This window comes from Streptomyces sp. NPDC048057 (genome assembly GCF_040653095.1).
Lineage (GTDB): Bacteria > Actinomycetota > Actinomycetes > Streptomycetales > Streptomycetaceae > Streptomyces.
This window is the reverse complement of sequence record NZ_JBEZNF010000026.1, coordinates 85,915-102,637: the sequence shown is the minus strand read 5'-3', so window position 1 is coordinate 102,637 and position 16,723 is coordinate 85,915. Positions and strand designations below refer to the sequence as shown.

Here is a 16,723-nt window from a genome sequence, read left to right as displayed (position 1 = left end):
ACACGACGCTAGGGCATTCGGCAAGTCCACCGCTGTGGAACGGCTCTCGTCAGTCCGACCTCGATCAGGCACGAGAGCGTGCCGCAGCGAAGTCGTGCCGCTGTCCCGCCCCGCCCGCGCCGTGCGGCGACGGTCCGGCCGCCCTAGCCTTGAAGAGGGGGCTCGACCGGACGTGGACGTGCGCCGCCGCATCCCGAGAGTCGTCGTGCGTGCGCCCGCGCGAACGCGGAGGTGGCGCGATGACCATGACCAGCACGACGGACGCTGACGGTAACGTCACCGTCGTCGACACGCAGCAGAACAGCGGGCAGACGAAGGTCACCGAGACGGTGACCCGGCCGGACGGGACGAAGCTGAGGGAGCACATGGTCATCACGGATGACGCCACCGGCGCGACCATCCGGGAACGGACCTTCACCGAGACGTCCCCGACCGATGCCGACGGCAACCCGGTCACGACCGACACCGAGGACAACTTCTTCCGAGATCCGCAGACGGGGGAGACCACCACGTCGCAGACCGTCGACACCGCGAACGGCGGCACGGGTGCGACGTCGCACGTCGAGACCGAACGGCACACCGACTCCGCCGGGAACGTCATCGACGAGTCGCGGAGGGCGGAGACGAAGGACGCCGTCGGCAACACGTCGGTCAGCGACTCGACCCTGGATCCGGCGACGGGCAACACGACGCTCACCACCGAGACCAAGGACGCGGACGGTCACGGCACCACGCACACCACGGTCGTCGACGGCAGCGGGAACGTGCTCCAGGACACCACGAACACCTTCTAGCGCCCGTCCCGGCGCCCGTCCGTCGAGAACTCCACCGCCCCGGTGAACGCCGCCTTGCGGGTCGCCCGTCGCAGCACCCGCAGCACCGCCGGACCCACCGTCAGCGTCAGGGCCACGGTGAGGACCGCGCGGCCCAGGTCCCAGCCCAGGGACGTCGCCGCGACGTACGCGAAGAACCGCACCAGGTTGTCCAGAAGAGGATCGCCCGGCTGGAAGGAGATGCTGGACGCCATGCCCGGGATGATCGTCCAGCCCTGGAGGTTCATCACCGTGCCGTACCCGAACGCGGCGACCGCACCGTACGCCGCCAGCAGCAGCGCCTCCGCGCGCCCGCGGATCCGGTCCGCGCCCGGCAACAGGCCCGCGCCCATCGCGAACCAGCCCATCGCCAACATCTGGAACGGCATCCACGGGCCGACCCCGCCGGTCAGCAGCGCGGACGCGAACATCGTCACCGAGCCGAGGACGAAGCCGAAGCCCGGCCCGAGCACCCGGCCGGCGAGCACCATCAGGAAGAACATCGGCTCCAGGCCGGCCGTGCCCGCGCCGAGCGGGCGCATCGCCGCGCCCACCGCGGCCAGCACCCCCAGCATCGCGACCGCCTTCGCGCCCATCCCGGTGTCGGCGATCGTCGCCACGACGACGCCCACCAGCAGCGGCAGCAGCAGGGCGAAGAGCCAGGGCGCGTCCTCGGCGTGGGCGACGATCCCGGAGCGTTCGTCGGCCAGCAGCGGCCAGCCGAAGAAGGCCAGCCCGATCGCGCTGACCAGCCCGAGCGCCACGACCGAGCGCGGCCCCAGCCGTACGGGACGCGCGGTTCCGCCGCTCACAGCGCCGCCTCCACCTGGGCCACCGTCAGCCACCGCAGCGGCGCCAACACCTTGCTGACCTGCGGGGCGAACGCGGGCGACGCCACCACGACCTCCGGCGTCGGGCCGTCCGCGACGACCTCGCCGTCCGCGAGGATCACCACCCGGTGCGCGAGGTCCGCCGCGAGTTCCACGTCGTGCGTGGCGAGCACGATGGCGTGCCCGTCGGCGGCGAGCCCCTTGAGCACGCCGACCAGCCGGGCCTTCGCCGCGTAGTCGAGGCCCCGCGTCGGCTCGTCGAGGAGGATCAGCGGGGGCCTCGCGGTCAGCACCACCGCCAGCGCGAGCGCGAGGCGCTGCCCCTCCGACAGGTCGCGCGGATGCGTGTCGTCGCGTATGCCCGGCAGCAGTCCGGCGACCAGTTCCCGACAGGCGCCCGGCGCCGCGCCCGCGTCCTGGTCGGCCGCCGTGCACTCCGCGGCCACCGTCTCCGCGTACAGCAGGTCCCGGGGGTCCTGCGGTACGAGACCGACGCGGCGGACCAAGTCCCGTGGCCGCACGCGGTGGGGTGCGTCGCCGCCGACGGAGACCGAGCCGGCCGCGGGCTGCACCAGGCCGGTGAGCGCCGCGAGCAGCGTGGACTTCCCGGCGCCGTTGCGGCCCATCAGCGCCACCGTCTCCCCGGCTGCCACCGCCAGGTCCACCCGGCGCAGCGCCTCGGTGCGTCCGCGGAGCACCTGGAGCCCGGTGACCTCCGCCAGCGGCTCGCCGGCCGCGGGCGCGGGCAGGGACACCGGGTCCCCGAGCCGCTCCCGCAGCCCGGCCGCCCGGCGCCGCGCGTCGCGCACGGACAGCGGCAGCGGGTCCCAGCCGGCGAGCCGGCCCAGCGCCACCACCGGCGGACGGACCGGTGAGATCGCCATCACCTCGTCCGGCGCGCCCAGCACGGGCGCCCGGCCCGGCCCGGGCAGCAGGACGACCTGGTCCGCGTACTGCACCACCCGCTCCAGTCGGTGCTCGGCCATCAGCACGGTCGTCCCCAGGTCGTGGACGAGCCGCTGCAACACCGCCAGCACCTCCTCCGCCGCCCCCGGGTCCAGCGCCGACGTCGGCTCGTCGAGGACCAGCACCTTGGGGTGCGCGGCCAGCACCGAGCCGATCGCCACCCGCTGCTGCTGACCGCCCGAGAGCGTCGCGATCGGCCGGTCCCGCAGGTCCGCGAGGCCGAGCAGGTCGAGGGTCTCCTCGACTCGGCGGCGCATCACGTCCGGCGCGACGCCCAACGACTCCATGCCGTACGCCAACTCGTCCTCGACGGTGTCCGTGACGAAGTGCGCCAACGGGTCCTGGCCCACCGTGCCGACGACGTCGGCCAGCTCCCGCGGCCGGTGCGTCCGGGTGTCCCGGCCGTCGACCGTGACGCGCCCGCCCAGCGTGCCGCCGGTGAAGTGCGGCACCAGACCGGAGACCGTGCCCAGCAAGGTCGACTTGCCGACCCCGGACGGGCCGACGAGCAGCACCAACTCGCCCTCCGGGACCGTCAGGTCCACCCCCTCGACGGTGGGCGCCGCGGCGCCGTCGTAGGTGACGGACACGTTCTCGAACCGGATCACGACTGTTCCTTCGGGCCGGGTCCTGGAAGTAGGGGAAGCGGGGCCCCACGGGGTACGGGGGCGACGAACGCCGGCAGGAGCCCGATCAGCACCGCCAGCGCCGGCCACACCGGCAGGGTCGGCGCCACCAGGGGCAGGACCCCGGGCTCCAGCGCCGCGGGGGAACTGTTCGCGGCCCACGCCAGCAGGGCGCCCACGGTCGCCCCCGATCCGGCGATCAGCCAGGACCGCGGCCCGAACCGGTCGGGCCGGTAGCGGGTGCGTACGGTGCGCCGACCGCCGAGCCGCAGCCCGCCGACCGCGGCGGCCACCCCGGCGGCCAGCAGCGGCAGCCCGTAGGCCCCGCCTTCCGCCGCGAGCAGGGCGTACGTGCCGGCGCACACCCCGAGCAGTCCGCCGAGGGTGAGCGCGGTGGTGGTGTGCCGCACGGCGCGCGGCACTTCGGCGGTGCGGCCGTAGCCGCGGGCGTCCATCGACGCCGCCACCGCGATCGACCGCTCCAGCGCGCCCTCCAGCACCGGCAGCCCGATCTGCGCCATCGCCCGCAGCCCGCCCGTGCGCCGGCCCCGCAGCCGGCGGGCGGTGCGCAGCCGGGCCACGTCGGCGACCAGGTTCGGCGCGAAGGTCATGGCGACGACCACGGCGACGCCCGCCTCGTACAACGCGCCCGGCAGCGACTTCAGCAGCCGGGCCGGGTTCACGAGCGCGTTCGCCGCGCCCACGCAGATCAGCAGCGTCGCCAGCTTCGCGCCCTGGTAGAGCGCGAACACCAACTGTTCCGCGTACACCGGCCCGCCGATCCGGATGCCCTTCGCCCACTCGGGCAGCGGCACCTCCGGCAGCGTCACCACCAGGTGCGTCCCGGGGATCGGGGCGCCGAGGAGCACGGAGAACAGCACCCGGATCGCCAGCACCAGCAGGCCCAGCTTGAGGAAGGCGACGTACGCACGGGCCCAGGGCGCATCGGTGCGGCGGGCCGCGACGACGTAGCCGGCGACGGCCACGACCAGTCCGAGGAGCCAGGGGTTGGTGGTGCGGGACGCGGCGGCGGCCAGCCCGACGGCCCACAGCCACCAGGCGCCCGGGTGCACCGCGTTGGACCGGTTCGCCTCGGGCGCCCGCCACCGCGCCCACGCGGACGGGGCCGTGGGCGCGGCCTCGGTGGCGGAGAGGGATCGGGCGGCCATCAGGGGCGTCGGCGGCGGATCTGCCAGAAGGTGGCGGCGCCCAGGACGAGGAAGACCGCGAGGCCGGCGACGGTGCCGAGCGACGGCCCGCCGTCGTCCTGCGCGTCGGACTCCACGGCCTTCGCGCTCGGCGCGGTCTCCTCCGCCTGCTCGGACTTCTTCGAGGTGTCCGAGACCTGCTCGCCGCAGCCCTGCGCGGGGTAGCCGGAGATCGCGCACAGCAGCGCGTTGCCGTCGTAGCGCAGCGGCTTCGCCACCTGCGCCAGGGCCTCCGCGGTCGTCGCGCTCCCGGCGACCTTGGCGCAGACGGCGCGCACGTCCGGCGGGCTCTCGCCACCGGCGGCGTCCGTCGCCGTCCCGGAGTCGATGACCAGGGCGACGCGCTTCTTCCCGTCCTCCGCGGGCGTGCTGCCGCAGACCGCGTCGAAGTCGGGTGCGGGGCGCGGCTGAGACGCGTCCGAGGAGTCCGCGCTGACGGCGAACCGGAAGCCGTGGACCGCGCCGTCGGCGGGGCGGGCGGTGGCCGGGCCCTCGGTGGCGTACGTCCACGTCGTACCGTCGGCCTGCCAGAACGACCAGTAGCGGTAGCCGGCGGCCTGCGCCGGGGCCGCGCCGGTGAGCACGGTCACCAGCGCGGCGGTGACCAGCGCGAGGACGGCGGCGAGCGGTCGCGCCCCGCCCGGGGCCCGGTCCCGGCTCACGACTGGGACTTGCGTCGGCCGCTGAACAGGATGCCCGCGCCGACGCTCGCCGCGAAGAAGGCGCCGACGATCCACCACACGCCGACCCCGCCGTCCTTCTCTTCCTTCTTCTCGTCCTGCTTCTTCGAGGTGTCCGACTCCGCGCTCTGCGGGGCCGGGCCGGTGGCGTTCAGCCCGGCGACCAGGTCGGTGCCGCCGAAGTCCTTCGGGTCCGCGCCGGTGGCGTGCGCGGCCAGGATGAGCTGCGCGTACGCGGCGGGGCCCGACTCCTTCGCCCAGGCCGGCGCGTTCTTCTGGAGCCAGGTCAGGGAGGTCTTCGCCGGCTCGGCCAGGCCCTGCGCGGAGAGCGCGACGACCGCGTCCGCGGTGTTGCCGAAGTCCGGCTTCGGGGCGGTGTCCTCGGCGCCCGGCATCGGCGGGGCGAGCAGGTGCCCGGACTTCGCGAGCGCGCCCGCGAGGTACACGGCGCCGTTGTGGGCAGCGCCCTCGACGTCCGTGGCCTTCGCGCAGGTCGTGCCCGCGGCGTGCGCGGCGCCGGCCTTCGCGACCAGGCCCTTGCCCTGGGCGGCGAGCACCGCGGCGGCGGTCGAGTCGGCGACGACGCCGGGCTGTCCCGGCTGGTAGACGAAGGCGCCGCCGTCCTTGCCGCCGCACGGCTGGGCGAACGTCAGCAGGGCGTCGTACGGCGACTTGCCGCCCTTCGACCGCACGGCCTGCGGCTGTTCGCCGGCCGCGGCGAGGGCGCCGATCACGACGGCGGTGGAGTTCGCGTCGCTGGCGCCGCCCGGGTTGTAGCTCCAGCCGCCGTCCGCGTTCTGCACGGACTTCAGCCAGCCGACCGCCTTGGTGACCGTCGCGTCCTGGCCGCCGGTGGCGGTCAGCGCCTGGACGGCGGCGGCGGTCGCGTTCGAGTCCCGGGGCAGCTTGGCGTCGCAGGCGCCGGAGACGTCCGCGCGGTACGCGGAGAACGCGCCGTCCGCGCACTGCTGGGCCGTCAGCCAGTCCACCGCCTTCGCGGCGGGCTTCAGCCCCACGGCGTCCTGCGCCAGCAGCGCCAGCGACTGCCGCCAGACGCCGTCGTACGCGGGGTCGGCGGTGCCGAAGAGCCCGGACGGCAGCGGGGCGGGGGAGGGGGAGGCGGTCGACGCGGTCGCCGGGGCGGCGTGCGCCGCGGGGGCGCCGAGCAGGGCGGCGGCGCCGAGCGCTGCGGAGAGGGCGAGCGCGGTGGTGTTGCGGCGGACGGTGGTCATGACGGGTGCTGCCTCTTCCCTGCGGGTTCCCTGCGGGACGCTGACGGGCGCGGGGCAGGGCGCGGGTACGGCGACGCACCGGGCTCCGGCCCGCGTTCCTCGACGGTGCCGACCGTCGGCGGGGTGCCGACGGCTTGAGCGGTCACGGCCGCGTACGGGGCGTTCCGGCTGTGCCCCGGGTGCCCGGGGCTCACGGCTGCGGGTCAGCGCCGGACTTCCACCGGCTTCCCCCCGTACGGGCGTGATACGACCCACCTACCTTACCGACGCCCCGCGGCTGCCCCCGCCGCGCCCCTGGCCCACCGTGGCCCGAGGCTGCTTGCGTTCTGGATGTCTCTGCTGGTCAGAGCGGTGATGACGCGTTCTGGGTGCGGCTCTCGACAAGGCCCTCGGTGGGGCCCTCGGTGGGGCTTTCGTAACGGGCGACGATCGCGGCGGCGCGGTGACGCAGGGCGGTGCGCAACGTCTGCGGGGCCAGGGCTTCGGCGTCCGTGCCGAGCTGCCAGAGTGCCCATTCGGCATGGCGCGCGTCCTGGAAGGTCACCTCCAGCCGCAGCCAACCGTCCGCCTCCGGCCCTTCCGCCTCCTCCGCTTCTTCCGAGCGGACGGCCAGCGCGGTGTCCAGCAGCTCCTCCCGCCGCGCCGGATCGAGTCGTACGAGCACGACGACGTGATCGCTGCCGGAGAGGAACCGCGCGGAGCGCTCCCGCCAGATCCGGTCCAGGTCGACCCGGCCAGGTCGCTCCGCCGCTTCGGGCAGCTCCTCGGCGGCCAGCACCCGCGACAGCCGGTACGTGCGGTCCTCGCCCGACCTCGTGGCCAGCAGATAACCCTGTCCGCGCACGGTGACCAGCCCGATCGGGTCCACCGTGCGCCACCGCGGCGGCTGGCCCGCCGCCGCGTAGTGGATCCGCAGCTTCCGCCCGGCGAGCACCGCGCGCCGCACCTCGACCATCGCGGACCCGGGCACCTCGTCGGTGACCAGCCGACGCGACAGCAGATCGCTCTCCGGATCGACGAGGAAGCGCTGGGCCGCGTCGCTCGCGGTGGCCCGATGCCCTTCGGGCAGCGCGTCGACCACCTTCCGCATGGCCGAAGCGAGCGCCGCCCCCAGCCCGAACACCTGCTCCCCGCGCCCCGCCCCCGCGGCCAGCAGCGCCAGCGCCTCGTCGTGGTTCAGCCCGGTCAGCTCGGTCCGGAACCCGGGCAGCAGTGCGAACCCACCGTGCCGCCCCCGCTCGGCGTACACCGGCACCCCCGCCGCGGACAGCGCCTCGACGTCCCGCAGCACGGTCCGCGTCGACACCTCCAACTCGCGGGCGAGCACCTCCGCGGTCAGCTGACCGCGCTGGCGCAACAGGAGCACCAGGGAGACCAGTCGATCGGCGCGCATCCGGGAACCGTACCGAATACATGACGAAGGGTGTCGTGTTTGCCGGGGAGGCTCGTGTGCGTACCCCGAGGAATCGAACGAATCGAGCTGCTGTGGCAAGGGAACGAACGGCGATCAACCCCGTGACGTGGTCGACGGGCCTGGGCTTCAACCAGGGCGAACTCGTCACCGGACACACCCGCACCCTCTACGTCTCCGGCCAGACCGCGATGAACGGAGCCGGCGAACCCCAACACGAGGGCGACATGGCGGCTCAGCTCGCCTTGAGCATCGCCAACCTTGAGGCCGTGCTCACCGAGGCCGACATGACCCTGGCGAACCTCGTCCGCCTCAACGTCCACACGACGGACGTCGACCTCCTCTTCCCGCACTACGGCGTCCTGACGTCCCGCCTCGCCGCGGCGGGGGTGGCCCCCACGACCACGATGCTGGGCGTGACCCGCCTGGCCATCCCCGGCCAGCTGGTCGAACTTGAGGCAACTGCGGTGTCGTAGTAGTCGGCGCGCCCGGCGCGCCGTGGCTTCAGCGCGCCACGTAGCGCTCGGGCGCGGCCTCCACGCGGACCGCGTCGCCCCGCTTCACCAAGCGTCGCAAGTGCGCCTCCGCCTCCGAGACCGCGATCGTGCGGGACGCATGGGGGATCTGTGCCCACGGGCGGTTCCACTCCATCCGCTCCGCCGCCTGCCAAGGCGTCAGCGGCACCGTCAGCAGCGCCAGCAGGTCGCGCAGCCGCCGCTCGTGGTGGGCCAGCAGCTCCCGCACCCGCGCGCCCGCCGTGGTGAAGGCGTGCTGGTGCGCGGGCAGCACCTCCGCCGGGGCCAGTTCCCCGACGCGCTCCAGCGAGGCGAGGTAGTCGCCGAGCGGGTCGAGTGCGGCCCCGTCGCCCTCGCCCGCGTCGGGGTCCTCGTACAAACCGATGTGCGGTGTGATCCCCGGCAGCAGGTGGTCCCCGGAGAACAGCCGTCCGCGGCCCGGCAGGTTCGCCGGGTGCGCCTCCTCCAGGTGGAGGCAGACGTGTCCGGGCGTGTGCCCCGGCGTCCAGATCGCCCGTAGTCGGCGGCCGGCCGTCGGCAGCAGTTCGCCCGGCACGATCTCCCGGTCCGGCAGCGCCGCCCCCATTCCCGGCAGCGTCCGCCCGCGGCCCGCCGCGCGCGCCGCCCGCAGGGGCGCGACGTGCTCCGCGGGCGCTCCGGCGCGTTCGAGCTTGTCGGCGAGGTAGTCGAGCCAGTCGTGCCGGTCTGCGGGTGCGGAGCGGCGCGCGCGGCGGACGACGGCCGTGTCCGCGGGGTGCATCGCGATCCACGCGCCGGACGCCTCCCGCACCCGGCCGGACAGCCCGTGGTGGTCCGGGTGGTGGTGGGTGATCACGACGCCGTGGACGTCGGCGACGGCGACGCCCACGGCGTCCAGTCCGGACACGAGCGCGGACCAGGACGCGGGGTCGTCCCAACCGGTGTCGACGAGCACGGGTCCGCGGTCGGTGTCGAGGAGGTGGACCAGGGTGTGGCCGAGGGGGTTGTCGGGGATGGGGACCTCGATGGACCAGACGCCTCCGCCGTGGTCGATCACCTGCGACATGCCACGCCCCCTCGGCTCGCTGCCGCGCGGGCGTCGCCGCGCACGCGATCACCCGGCCACTATAGAAGGTTAACTGACGGATCGTCAGCTCCCTGGTCGGGCTCAGCCGCGCTCGTCCACCAGTTCCGCGACCGCCTCCGCGGTCCACGGCGCCGCCCCCGGCGCGCCCGCCAGATAGCGGGCGACGGCCGCTGCCTCCCAGGCGCCCGCGGTGCGCAGGCCGAGCGCGAGGTGTCGGAGGTAGGCGGCGGACGGGCTCACCGCGGGCACGTCGGCCAGGTGCCACGGCGCGGTGAACGTCAGTACGGGCACCCCCGCCACGAACCCCGGGTGCACCAGCGTCTCGTAGCGCCCGGGCCCGATCGCCAACCGCCCGAGGGCGATCGCCGAGCCCAGGTCGATCTCGGGGCCGCTGCCCGGAGTCCGGTACATCTCCTGCGCCGCGATGTCGCCGAACTGCTCGGCCGTGACCAGGTGCGCGTGCGCCCACGTGGTGCCGGGGGCGTCGGGATCGTAGAAGGCCCGCCCGCCCGACCAGAGCTTCGACCAGGTCGCGAAGTACAGGGCGCCGGGCAGTGCGAGGGGGACGGACGCCTGCGGCGGCGTACGGTCCCGGCACCCCGGGTGTCCGCGCGTCGCGCCCGGCGGGCGCCCACCGGCGATGTAGTGGTGCAGCCGCTGCGGGTCCGTGTTCGATCCGTACGACGCGTACCAGACCAGGTGGGGGCCCTCGGTGGGGGAGCGGTCGGCGGCGGGGACGGGGGCGGGGCGCTCGGGGGTCGTCAACTGGTCTGCTTCCCCTTCTGCCTCTTCTGCCCCTTCTTTCACGGGGTGCTCGGGCGGTGGAGGGCGACCGGCGCCCCGACCCCGCCGCTTCGACGGGAGGTGCCGGTCAGAAGGAGTGCCCGCACTGGTGGGCCCCCTCGTGCCCCAGCACCAGCATGCAGGTGGTGTTGTCCTGTGGGCACACCCTCCGGCACTTCGGTACCGGTGGCGGTTTCGGTATCGGCACGTCGGCAGGGCCCGCCTGCGACCACACGTCCTGCTGGGGGCACACGTGATCGCCGTCGTGGCCCAGCAGCATCGTGCAGGGGCTCGACTGCTGTCGCTCCTCGCTGCACGTGGGACACGGCCCGCAGTCGCATGGAACGTGCGCCGGTGCTCCTCCGGGCAGGCCGCCGTCCAGGTTCTCGTCACTCACGGCCCCTCCTCGGAATCATGAGGGTGCACCGCCATCTTCCGCCGCCCGCACGGCCCGCGCAATCGGAGCCCGTACCGGGTGCGGCCCGCGGCGAGCTGACGGGCCGATCCCCTCCGCCTGGGAAACCCGCTGGTGAGGGCCTCTTCGCCGGCTGCACTGGCATAGTTCAACTAGAACTGGTATCAGTTCTGAAGCAGCGTCAGATCCGAGTGTCAGATACCGCCCAGCACCACAGGAGGCAGCGGCCATGACCGAGTTCGTGGAACACCGGAAGCTGTTCATCGGCGGTGAGTTCACCGACCCCGCCGGCACCGACGCGATCGAGGTCGTCTCCCCCCACACCGAGCAGGTCATCGGGCGCGTCCCGCACGCCTCGCGGGCGGACGTGGACCGTGCGGTGGCCGCCGCCCGCCGGGCCTTCGACGAGGGGCCCTGGCCGCGGATGACGCTGGAGGAGCGGATCGGGGTCGTCGCCCGCATCAAGGACGCGATCGCCGCGCGGCACGACGAGTTGGCCCGGCTGATCAGCGCCCAGAACGGCTCCCCGTACTCCTGGAGCGTGCTCGCGCAGGCGCTCGGCGCGATGATGGTGTGGGACTCGGCGATCACGGTCGCCCGGGGCTTCGCGCACGAGGAGCGCCGCGCGGGCGCGCTCGGGCCGATCCTCGTGCGCCGCGAGCCCGTCGGGGTCGTCGCCGCCGTGGTGCCGTGGAACGTCCCCCAGTTCACCGCCGCGGCCAAGCTCGGCCCCGCCCTGCTCGCCGGCTGCACCGTGGTGCTCAAGCCGTCGCCGGAGACGCCGCTGGACGCGTACGTCCTGGCCGAGATGGCGCAGGAGGCCGGCCTGCCGGAGGGCGTGCTGTCGATCCTGCCGGCCGACCGCGAGGTCAGCGAGTACCTGGTCGGTCACCCCGGCGTGGACAAGGTCTCCTTCACCGGCTCCGTCGCGGCCGGCCGGCGCGTCATGGAAGTCGCCTCGCGCCACCTGACGCGCGTCACCCTCGAACTCGGCGGGAAGTCGGCCGCGGTGATCCTGCCCGACGCCGACCTGGAGTCCACGATCGCCGGCGTCGTCCCGGCCGCGTGGATGAACAACGGCCAGGCGTGCGTGGCCCAGACCCGGGTGCTGGCGCCGCGCAGCCGGTACGACGAGATCGCCGACGCGCTGGGCGCAGCCGCCTCCGCCCTGGTGGTGGGGGACCCGCTGGACGCCGCCACCCAGGTCGGCCCGCTGGTCGCCGAGCGCCAACAGCGGCGCTCGTTCGACTACGTGCGGCTGGCCCAGGAGGAGGGCGCCAAGGTCCTCGTCGGCGGTGGTCGCCCCGCCGACCTGGAGCGGGGCTGGTACGTGGAGCCCACCCTCCTCGGCGATGTCGACAACGCCATGCGGGTGGCCCGCGAGGAGGTCTTCGGCCCGGTGATCTGTCTGCTGCCGTACGGGGACGAGGCCGAGGCGGAACGGATCGCCAACGACTCCGACTTCGGGCTCAGCGGCAGCGTGTGGACGGCGGACGTGGAGCGCGGCATCGACTTCGCGCGGCGGGTGCGGACGGGCACGTACAACGTGAACACCTTCAGCCTGGACATGTACGGACCCTTCGGCGGCTACAAGAACTCCGGCATCGGGCGGGAGTTCGGCCCCGAGGGGTACGCCGCGTACCTGGAGCACAAGATGATCCACCTGCCGGCGGGGCACGGGGGCGAGGGCTGATGGGCGACCGCTGGCTCGTCGAGGTCGACCGGGGCGTGTGCATCGGCTCCGGGATGTGCGCCGGCCTGGCGCCCGGGGGCTTCGTGCTCGACTCGGCCCGGCAGTCGCACCCCAGGGACCCCGAGACGGACGCGAGCGAGCCGGTGCTCGCGGCGGCGGAGGGCTGCCCGGTGGAGGCGATCGCGATCAGCCTGGTCGGCAGCGGTGAGCCGGTCTTCCCGCCGGAGGAGTGAACGCCCCGCGGCGAACGGGGGCGCTCGGAACGGTCGTACGGTACGGGCGTACGCCGTGCAGGGGCACCGCTCCTCAGGTGCGGCGCCCCGGCCGTGCTCCCGTCCCGTCCGCCGTGTCCACCACGTCGATCAGTCGGCACACCGTCTCGATGTCGATCTTCACCTGGGCGATCGACGCCCGCCCCGACAGCCAGGTGATCAGCGCGGAGTGCCAGGTGTGCTCGATCACCCGCACCGCCGAAAGCTGCTCGGGCGTGGGGTCGTCGAGCCCCATCGCGTCCAGGATGATCGCCGTCGTCTGCCGGGAGACCGTGTCGACCTCGGGGCTGACGCTGCGGTCAGCGAAGGTCAGCGCCCGCACCATCGCGTCCGCGAGGTGCGGCTCCCGCTGGAGCGCGCGGAAGGCCCGCATCAGCGTCTCGGCCACCCGCTCGGCGGCGTCCGCCCCGCCCGGGGGGCGCTTGCGCAGGGTCGTGTGCAGATGGTGGAGCTGGTCCTGCATGGTGGCGACGAGCAGATGGATCTTGGAGGGGAAGTAGCGGTACAGGGTGCCGAGGGCGACTCCGGCGGCCTCGGCGACCTCCCGCATCTGCACCGCGTCGAAGCCGCCGCGGCCGGCCAGTTGCGCACTGGCGTGCAGGATGCGGCGGCGACGGGCCTCCTGGCGCTCCGTCAGGGGCGGTGCGCCCGGGACCGGTCCCGGGCGTCGGACCGGCTCGGAGCGCGCACCGGACGGCGTGCCGGTCCGGGCTCCGGCCCGTGTGTCGGACGTCTGCCGTGCCTGCTGGGCTTCGGCTGTCATGGTCCCCGTCGTCCCCGTTCCTGTCCGTCCCCCGTGGTGGCGCGAATCACCTGATCCGGCCGTCACACCGGAGCTACCTGCGGGTAGATTCGAAGCTCCTTGAGCCACCGAGTCTGAAACTTGTTCTAGATTAGCGCGAGCGGTTACGCTCCGGCGAAACGTATGGGGAGAAGGGGGCCGTGAGTGACCGCTGAGGCCATCGAGGCCGGTCCCCGTGACCCGGAGCGCCGGCCGCGCGGCACCGCACCGGCCACCCCCGCGGCAGCCGACGCCGGCCCCCCGGACCGACCGCTGCGCATCGCGCTCCTCACCTACAAGGGCAACCCCTTCTGCGGCGGCCAGGGCGTGTACGTGCGCCACCTCTCGCGCGAACTCGCCCGCCTCGGCCACCAGGTCGAAGTGATCGGCGCCCAGCCCTACCCCGTGCTCGACGACGGCGTCCCCCTCACCGAACTGCCCAGCCTCGACCTCTACCGCAGCCCGGACCCCTTCCGCACGCCCCGCCGCGACGAGTACCGCGACTGGGTCGACGCCCTCGAAGTCGCCACCATGTGGACCGGCGGCTTCCCCGAACCGCTGACGTTCTCCCTGCGCGCCCGTCGCCATCTGCGCGCCCGCCGCGGCGAGTTCGACGTCGTCCACGACAACCAGACCCTCGGATACGGGCTGCTGGGCGACCTCGGCGCGCCGCTGGTCACCACCGTCCACCACCCCATCACCGTCGACCGGCGCCTGGACCTGGCGGCGGCGGAGGGCTGGCAGCGCCGCCACTCCGTACGCCGCTGGTACGGCTTCACCCGGATGCAGCGGCGGGTGGCCCGCCGGCTCCCCTCCGTCCTCACCGTCTCCGGCTCCTCCCGCCAGGAGATCGTGGACGACCTCGGCGTGCGCCCCGACCGCATCCACGTCGTCCACATCGGCGCCGACACCGAACTCTTCGCGCCCGACCCCGCGGTCCCCGAGGTCCCCGGCCGCATCGTCACCACCTCCAGCGCCGACGTCCCGCTCAAGGGCCTCGTCCACCTGGTGGAGGCGCTCGCCAAGCTGCGCACCGAACACCCCGGCGCGCACCTCGTCGTGGTCGGCAAGCGCGCCGAGGACGGCCCCGTCGCCCAGGCGATCGAACGGTACGGGCTCGGCGGTGCGGTCGAGTTCGTCAAGGGCATCTCCGACGCGGAGCTGGTCGACCTGGTGCGCGGCGCGCAGATCGCCTGCGTGCCGTCGTTGTACGAGGGGTTCTCGCTGCCCGCCGCCGAGGCGATGGCCACCGGGACGCCGCTGGTCGCCACCACGGGTGGGGCCATTCCCGAAGTCACCGGACCCGACGGCGAGACCTGCCTCGCGGTGCCGCCCGGGGACGCGGGCGCGCTGGCCGCGGCGCTCGGCCGGCTCCTCGACGATCCGGACCTGCGGACCCGACTGGGCGCGGCGGGCCGGCAACGGGTGCTGGAACGATTCACCTGGGCCCGGGCCGCGCAGGGGACGGCGGAGCTGTACCACGCGGCGGTCGCCCGGGCGGCGCAGCGGTGACCGCCCCGGCCGCCCCGTGACCGCCCGTACGAACCGGTGACGACGGAGGCGACCCGGTGACGACCTTCCCGTCCACCTCGAACCACCCCCACCGTGAAAGCAGGAACGCGTGCTGACCGTCGACTTCTCCCGCTTCCCGCTCGCCGCGGGCGACCGCGTCCTGGACCTGGGCTGCGGCGCCGGCCGGCACGCCTTCGAGTGCTACCGGCGCGGCGCCCGGGTCGTCGCGCTCGACCGCAACGGCGAGGAGATCCGCGAAGTCGCCAAGTGGTTCGCCGCGATGAAGGAGGCCGGCGAGGCCCCCGAGGGCGCCACCGCCACCGCCCTGGAGGGCGATGCGCTCAACCTGCCCTTCCCCGACGAGTCCTTCGACGTCGTCATCATCTCCGAAGTGATGGAGCACATCCCCGACGACAAGGGCGTGCTCGCCGAGATGGTGCGGGTGCTCAAGCCCGGCGGGCGCCTCGCGGTCACCGTCCCGAGGTACGGCCCCGAGAAGGTCTGCTGGACGCTGAGCGACGCGTACCACGAGGTCGAGGGCGGCCACATCCGCATCTACAAGGCCGACGAGCTGCTGGCGAAGCTGACGGAGGCCGGCCTCGCCCCGTACGGCACCCATCACGCCCACGGCCTGCACAGCCCCTACTGGTGGCTCAAGTGCGCCTTCGGCGTCGACAACGACCGGGCCCTGCCGGTCCGGGCGTACCACAAGCTGCTCGTCTGGGACATCATGAAGAAGCCGATGGCCACCCGCCTCGCCGAGCAGGCGCTGAACCCGGTCATCGGCAAGAGCTTCGTGGCGTACGCGACCAAGCCCCAGCTGCCCCGGGCGCAGCCGTGACCACCCCGCGCACCGAACACCTGGTCCTGCCGGGCGTGCTCACCGCCGCCGAGGCGGCGCGGACCGTCGCCGGGATACGCGCCGAGCAGCGCGCGGACGGCGCCATCCCGTGGTTCCGCGGCCACCACCTCGACCCGTGGGACCACACCGAGGCCGCGATGGCGCTGGACGCGGCCGGCGAACACGACGCCGCGGCCCGGGCGTACGACTGGCTGCGCACCCACCAGCGGCCCGACGGCTCCTGGTACGCGGCGTACGACGACGGCGACGCCGCCCGGCCCACGGACCGCGGCGCGGAGACCAACTTCACCGCGTACGTCGCCGTCGGCGTCTGGCACCACTACCTGGCCACCGGCGACGAACCCTTCCTCGACCGGATGTGGCCCGTCGTGCGCGCCGCGGTCGGCTTCGTCCTGGAACTCCAGCAGCCGGGCGGCCAGATCGGCTGGAAGCGGGAGCCCGACGGCACCCCCGTCACCGACGCCCTCCTCACCGGCTCCTCCTCGATCCACCAGGCCCTGCGCTGCGCCCTGGCGATCGCGGCGGAGCGCGAGGAGCCCCAGCCCGACTGGGAACTCGCCGTCGGCGCCCTCGCCCACGCGATACGCCACCACCCCGAACGCTTCCTCGACAAGTCCCGCTACTCCATGGACTGGTACTACCCCGTCCTCGCCGGCGCGGTCACGGGCGCGGCGGCGAAGGCCCGCATCGCCGAACGCTGGGACGACTTCGTGGTCCCCGGCCTCGGGGTGCGTTGCGTCCTGCCGAACCCGTGGGTGACCGGCGGCGAGAGCTGCGAGTTGGCCCTGGCGCTCTGGGCGACGGGCGAGTCCGACCGCGCGCTCGACGTCCTCAAGTCCATCACCCACCTGCGCGCCGACGACGGCATGTACTGGACGGGTTACGTCTTCGAGGACGAAGCGGTCTGGCCCCGCGAACGGACGACCTGGACGGCGGGCTCCCTCCTGTTGGCGGTCGCGGCCCTGGGCGGCGACGAACCGACGTGCACGGTCTTCGCCCCCGACCGCCTGCCGACGGGCCTGGGGCCGGACTGCTGCGGCGGGTAGTTCGGGCCCGTGG

16 protein-coding genes and 1 riboswitch are annotated in these 16,723 nt (G+C 74.2%); of the genes, 7 read left to right on the top strand and 9 right to left on the bottom strand.

Annotation, left to right across the window (positions count from 1 at the left end; genetic code table 11):
• Positions 1-239: 239 nt before the first annotated feature.
• The gene (locus tag AB0E05_RS27775; RefSeq protein ID WP_361968290.1) at positions 240-794 is read left to right on the top strand and encodes a hypothetical protein; all 555 of its coding nucleotides are present in this window, start codon (positions 240-242) and stop codon (positions 792-794) included.
• Here the strand turns inward: AB0E05_RS27775 and AB0E05_RS27770 are convergent.
• The 6 genes from AB0E05_RS27770 to AB0E05_RS27745 all read right to left on the bottom strand — a co-directional run bounded on the left by AB0E05_RS27770 (position 791) and on the right by AB0E05_RS27745 (position 7,747).
• Positions 791-1,624 (bottom strand): ECF transporter S component, encoded by an 834-nt coding sequence (locus AB0E05_RS27770; protein ID WP_361968288.1) that lies wholly within the window; start codon positions 1,622-1,624, stop codon positions 791-793. The two genes, AB0E05_RS27775 and AB0E05_RS27770, sit on opposite strands and share 4 nt — an antisense overlap.
• Complete coding sequence (locus AB0E05_RS27765) at positions 1,621-3,216, bottom strand: ATP-binding cassette domain-containing protein (RefSeq protein ID WP_361968286.1); 1,596 nt, start codon at positions 3,214-3,216, stop codon at positions 1,621-1,623. Before AB0E05_RS27765 ends, AB0E05_RS27770 begins: the two co-directional genes overlap by 4 nt.
• Entirely contained in the window at positions 3,213-4,403 is a 1,191-nt protein-coding gene (locus tag AB0E05_RS27760) for a CbiQ family ECF transporter T component (RefSeq protein WP_361968284.1), read from the bottom strand. Before AB0E05_RS27760 ends, AB0E05_RS27765 begins: the two co-directional genes overlap by 4 nt.
• Complete coding sequence (locus tag AB0E05_RS27755) at positions 4,403-5,104, bottom strand: SCO2322 family protein (RefSeq protein WP_361968282.1); 702 nt, start codon at positions 5,102-5,104, stop codon at positions 4,403-4,405. The genes AB0E05_RS27760 and AB0E05_RS27755 overlap by 1 nt, the downstream gene beginning before the upstream one ends.
• The gene (locus tag AB0E05_RS27750; protein WP_361968280.1) at positions 5,101-6,354 is read right to left on the bottom strand and encodes a prenyltransferase/squalene oxidase repeat-containing protein; all 1,254 of its coding nucleotides are present in this window, start codon (positions 6,352-6,354) and stop codon (positions 5,101-5,103) included. The genes AB0E05_RS27755 and AB0E05_RS27750 overlap by 4 nt, the downstream gene beginning before the upstream one ends.
• A gap of 157 nt (positions 6,355-6,511) precedes the next feature.
• A riboswitch (cobalamin riboswitch) is annotated at positions 6,512-6,585 on the bottom strand.
• A 112-nt stretch (positions 6,586-6,697) separates the two neighbouring features.
• Entirely contained in the window at positions 6,698-7,747 is a 1,050-nt protein-coding gene (locus AB0E05_RS27745) for a WYL domain-containing protein (protein ID WP_361968278.1), read from the bottom strand.
• Between the two features lie 92 nt (positions 7,748-7,839).
• On the opposite strand from AB0E05_RS27745, the gene AB0E05_RS27740 reads away from it, so the two are divergent.
• Positions 7,840-8,241: a RidA family protein gene (locus AB0E05_RS27740; RefSeq protein ID WP_361968276.1), complete on the top strand. Its 402-nt coding sequence runs from the start codon at positions 7,840-7,842 to the stop codon at positions 8,239-8,241.
• 28 nt (positions 8,242-8,269) lie between these two features.
• Here AB0E05_RS27740 and AB0E05_RS27735 read toward each other — a convergent pair whose 3' ends face one another.
• On the bottom strand, positions 8,270-9,325 hold the full coding sequence (locus AB0E05_RS27735) for an MBL fold metallo-hydrolase (protein ID WP_361968274.1): 1,056 nt from the start codon (positions 9,323-9,325) through the stop codon (positions 8,270-8,272).
• Between the two features lie 102 nt (positions 9,326-9,427).
• The gene (locus AB0E05_RS27730) at positions 9,428-10,111 is read right to left on the bottom strand and encodes a histone deacetylase (protein WP_361968272.1); all 684 of its coding nucleotides are present in this window, start codon (positions 10,109-10,111) and stop codon (positions 9,428-9,430) included.
• Positions 10,112-10,773: 662 nt separating this feature from the next.
• Here AB0E05_RS27730 and AB0E05_RS27725 point away from each other — a divergent pair.
• Together AB0E05_RS27725 and AB0E05_RS27720 are read left to right on the top strand one after the other, a co-directional pair.
• Positions 10,774-12,237: an aldehyde dehydrogenase gene (locus AB0E05_RS27725; protein ID WP_361968270.1), complete on the top strand. Its 1,464-nt coding sequence runs from the start codon at positions 10,774-10,776 to the stop codon at positions 12,235-12,237.
• Positions 12,237-12,470: a ferredoxin gene (locus AB0E05_RS27720; protein ID WP_361968268.1), complete on the top strand. Its 234-nt coding sequence runs from the start codon at positions 12,237-12,239 to the stop codon at positions 12,468-12,470. Before AB0E05_RS27725 ends, AB0E05_RS27720 begins: the two co-directional genes overlap by 1 nt.
• A gap of 73 nt (positions 12,471-12,543) precedes the next feature.
• Here AB0E05_RS27720 and AB0E05_RS27715 read toward each other — a convergent pair whose 3' ends face one another.
• Positions 12,544-13,272, bottom strand: coding sequence for a TetR family transcriptional regulator (locus AB0E05_RS27715; RefSeq protein WP_361968266.1), 729 nt, complete (start codon positions 13,270-13,272; stop codon positions 12,544-12,546).
• A gap of 198 nt (positions 13,273-13,470) precedes the next feature.
• Here AB0E05_RS27715 and AB0E05_RS27710 point away from each other — a divergent pair, with 198 nt between their 5' ends.
• The 3 genes from AB0E05_RS27710 to AB0E05_RS27700 all read left to right on the top strand — a co-directional run bounded on the left by AB0E05_RS27710 (position 13,471) and on the right by AB0E05_RS27700 (position 16,710).
• Complete coding sequence (locus AB0E05_RS27710) at positions 13,471-14,802, top strand: glycosyltransferase family 4 protein (RefSeq protein ID WP_361968346.1); 1,332 nt, start codon at positions 13,471-13,473, stop codon at positions 14,800-14,802.
• A 109-nt stretch (positions 14,803-14,911) separates the two neighbouring features.
• Positions 14,912-15,643, top strand: coding sequence for a class I SAM-dependent methyltransferase (locus AB0E05_RS27705; protein WP_361968264.1), 732 nt, complete (start codon positions 14,912-14,914; stop codon positions 15,641-15,643).
• A complete protein-coding gene (locus AB0E05_RS27700; RefSeq protein WP_361968262.1) occupies positions 15,640-16,710 on the top strand; it encodes a prenyltransferase/squalene oxidase repeat-containing protein in 1,071 nt (356 codons plus the stop codon). Before AB0E05_RS27705 ends, AB0E05_RS27700 begins: the two co-directional genes overlap by 4 nt.
• Positions 16,711-16,723: the final 13 nt, after the last annotated feature.

Excerpts from the sequence above, each read along its gene's own strand:
- AB0E05_RS27715 (WP_361968266.1), bottom strand. The coding sequence starts at position 13,272 with ATGACAGCCGAAGCCCAGCAGGCACGGCAGACGTCCGACACACGGGCC.
- AB0E05_RS27725 (WP_361968270.1), top strand. The coding sequence starts at position 10,774 with ATGACCGAGTTCGTGGAACACCGGAAGCTGTTCATCGGCGGTGAGTTC.
- AB0E05_RS27775 (WP_361968290.1), top strand. The coding sequence starts at position 240 with ATGACCATGACCAGCACGACGGACGCTGACGGTAACGTCACCGTCGTC.
- AB0E05_RS27735 (WP_361968274.1), bottom strand. The coding sequence starts at position 9,325 with ATGTCGCAGGTGATCGACCACGGCGGAGGCGTCTGGTCCATCGAGGTC.
- AB0E05_RS27745 (WP_361968278.1), bottom strand. The coding sequence starts at position 7,747 with ATGCGCGCCGATCGACTGGTCTCCCTGGTGCTCCTGTTGCGCCAGCGC.
- AB0E05_RS27720 (WP_361968268.1), top strand. The coding sequence starts at position 12,237 with ATGGGCGACCGCTGGCTCGTCGAGGTCGACCGGGGCGTGTGCATCGGC.
- AB0E05_RS27760 (WP_361968284.1), bottom strand. The coding sequence starts at position 4,403 with ATGGCCGCCCGATCCCTCTCCGCCACCGAGGCCGCGCCCACGGCCCCG.
- AB0E05_RS27750 (WP_361968280.1), bottom strand. The coding sequence starts at position 6,354 with ATGACCACCGTCCGCCGCAACACCACCGCGCTCGCCCTCTCCGCAGCG.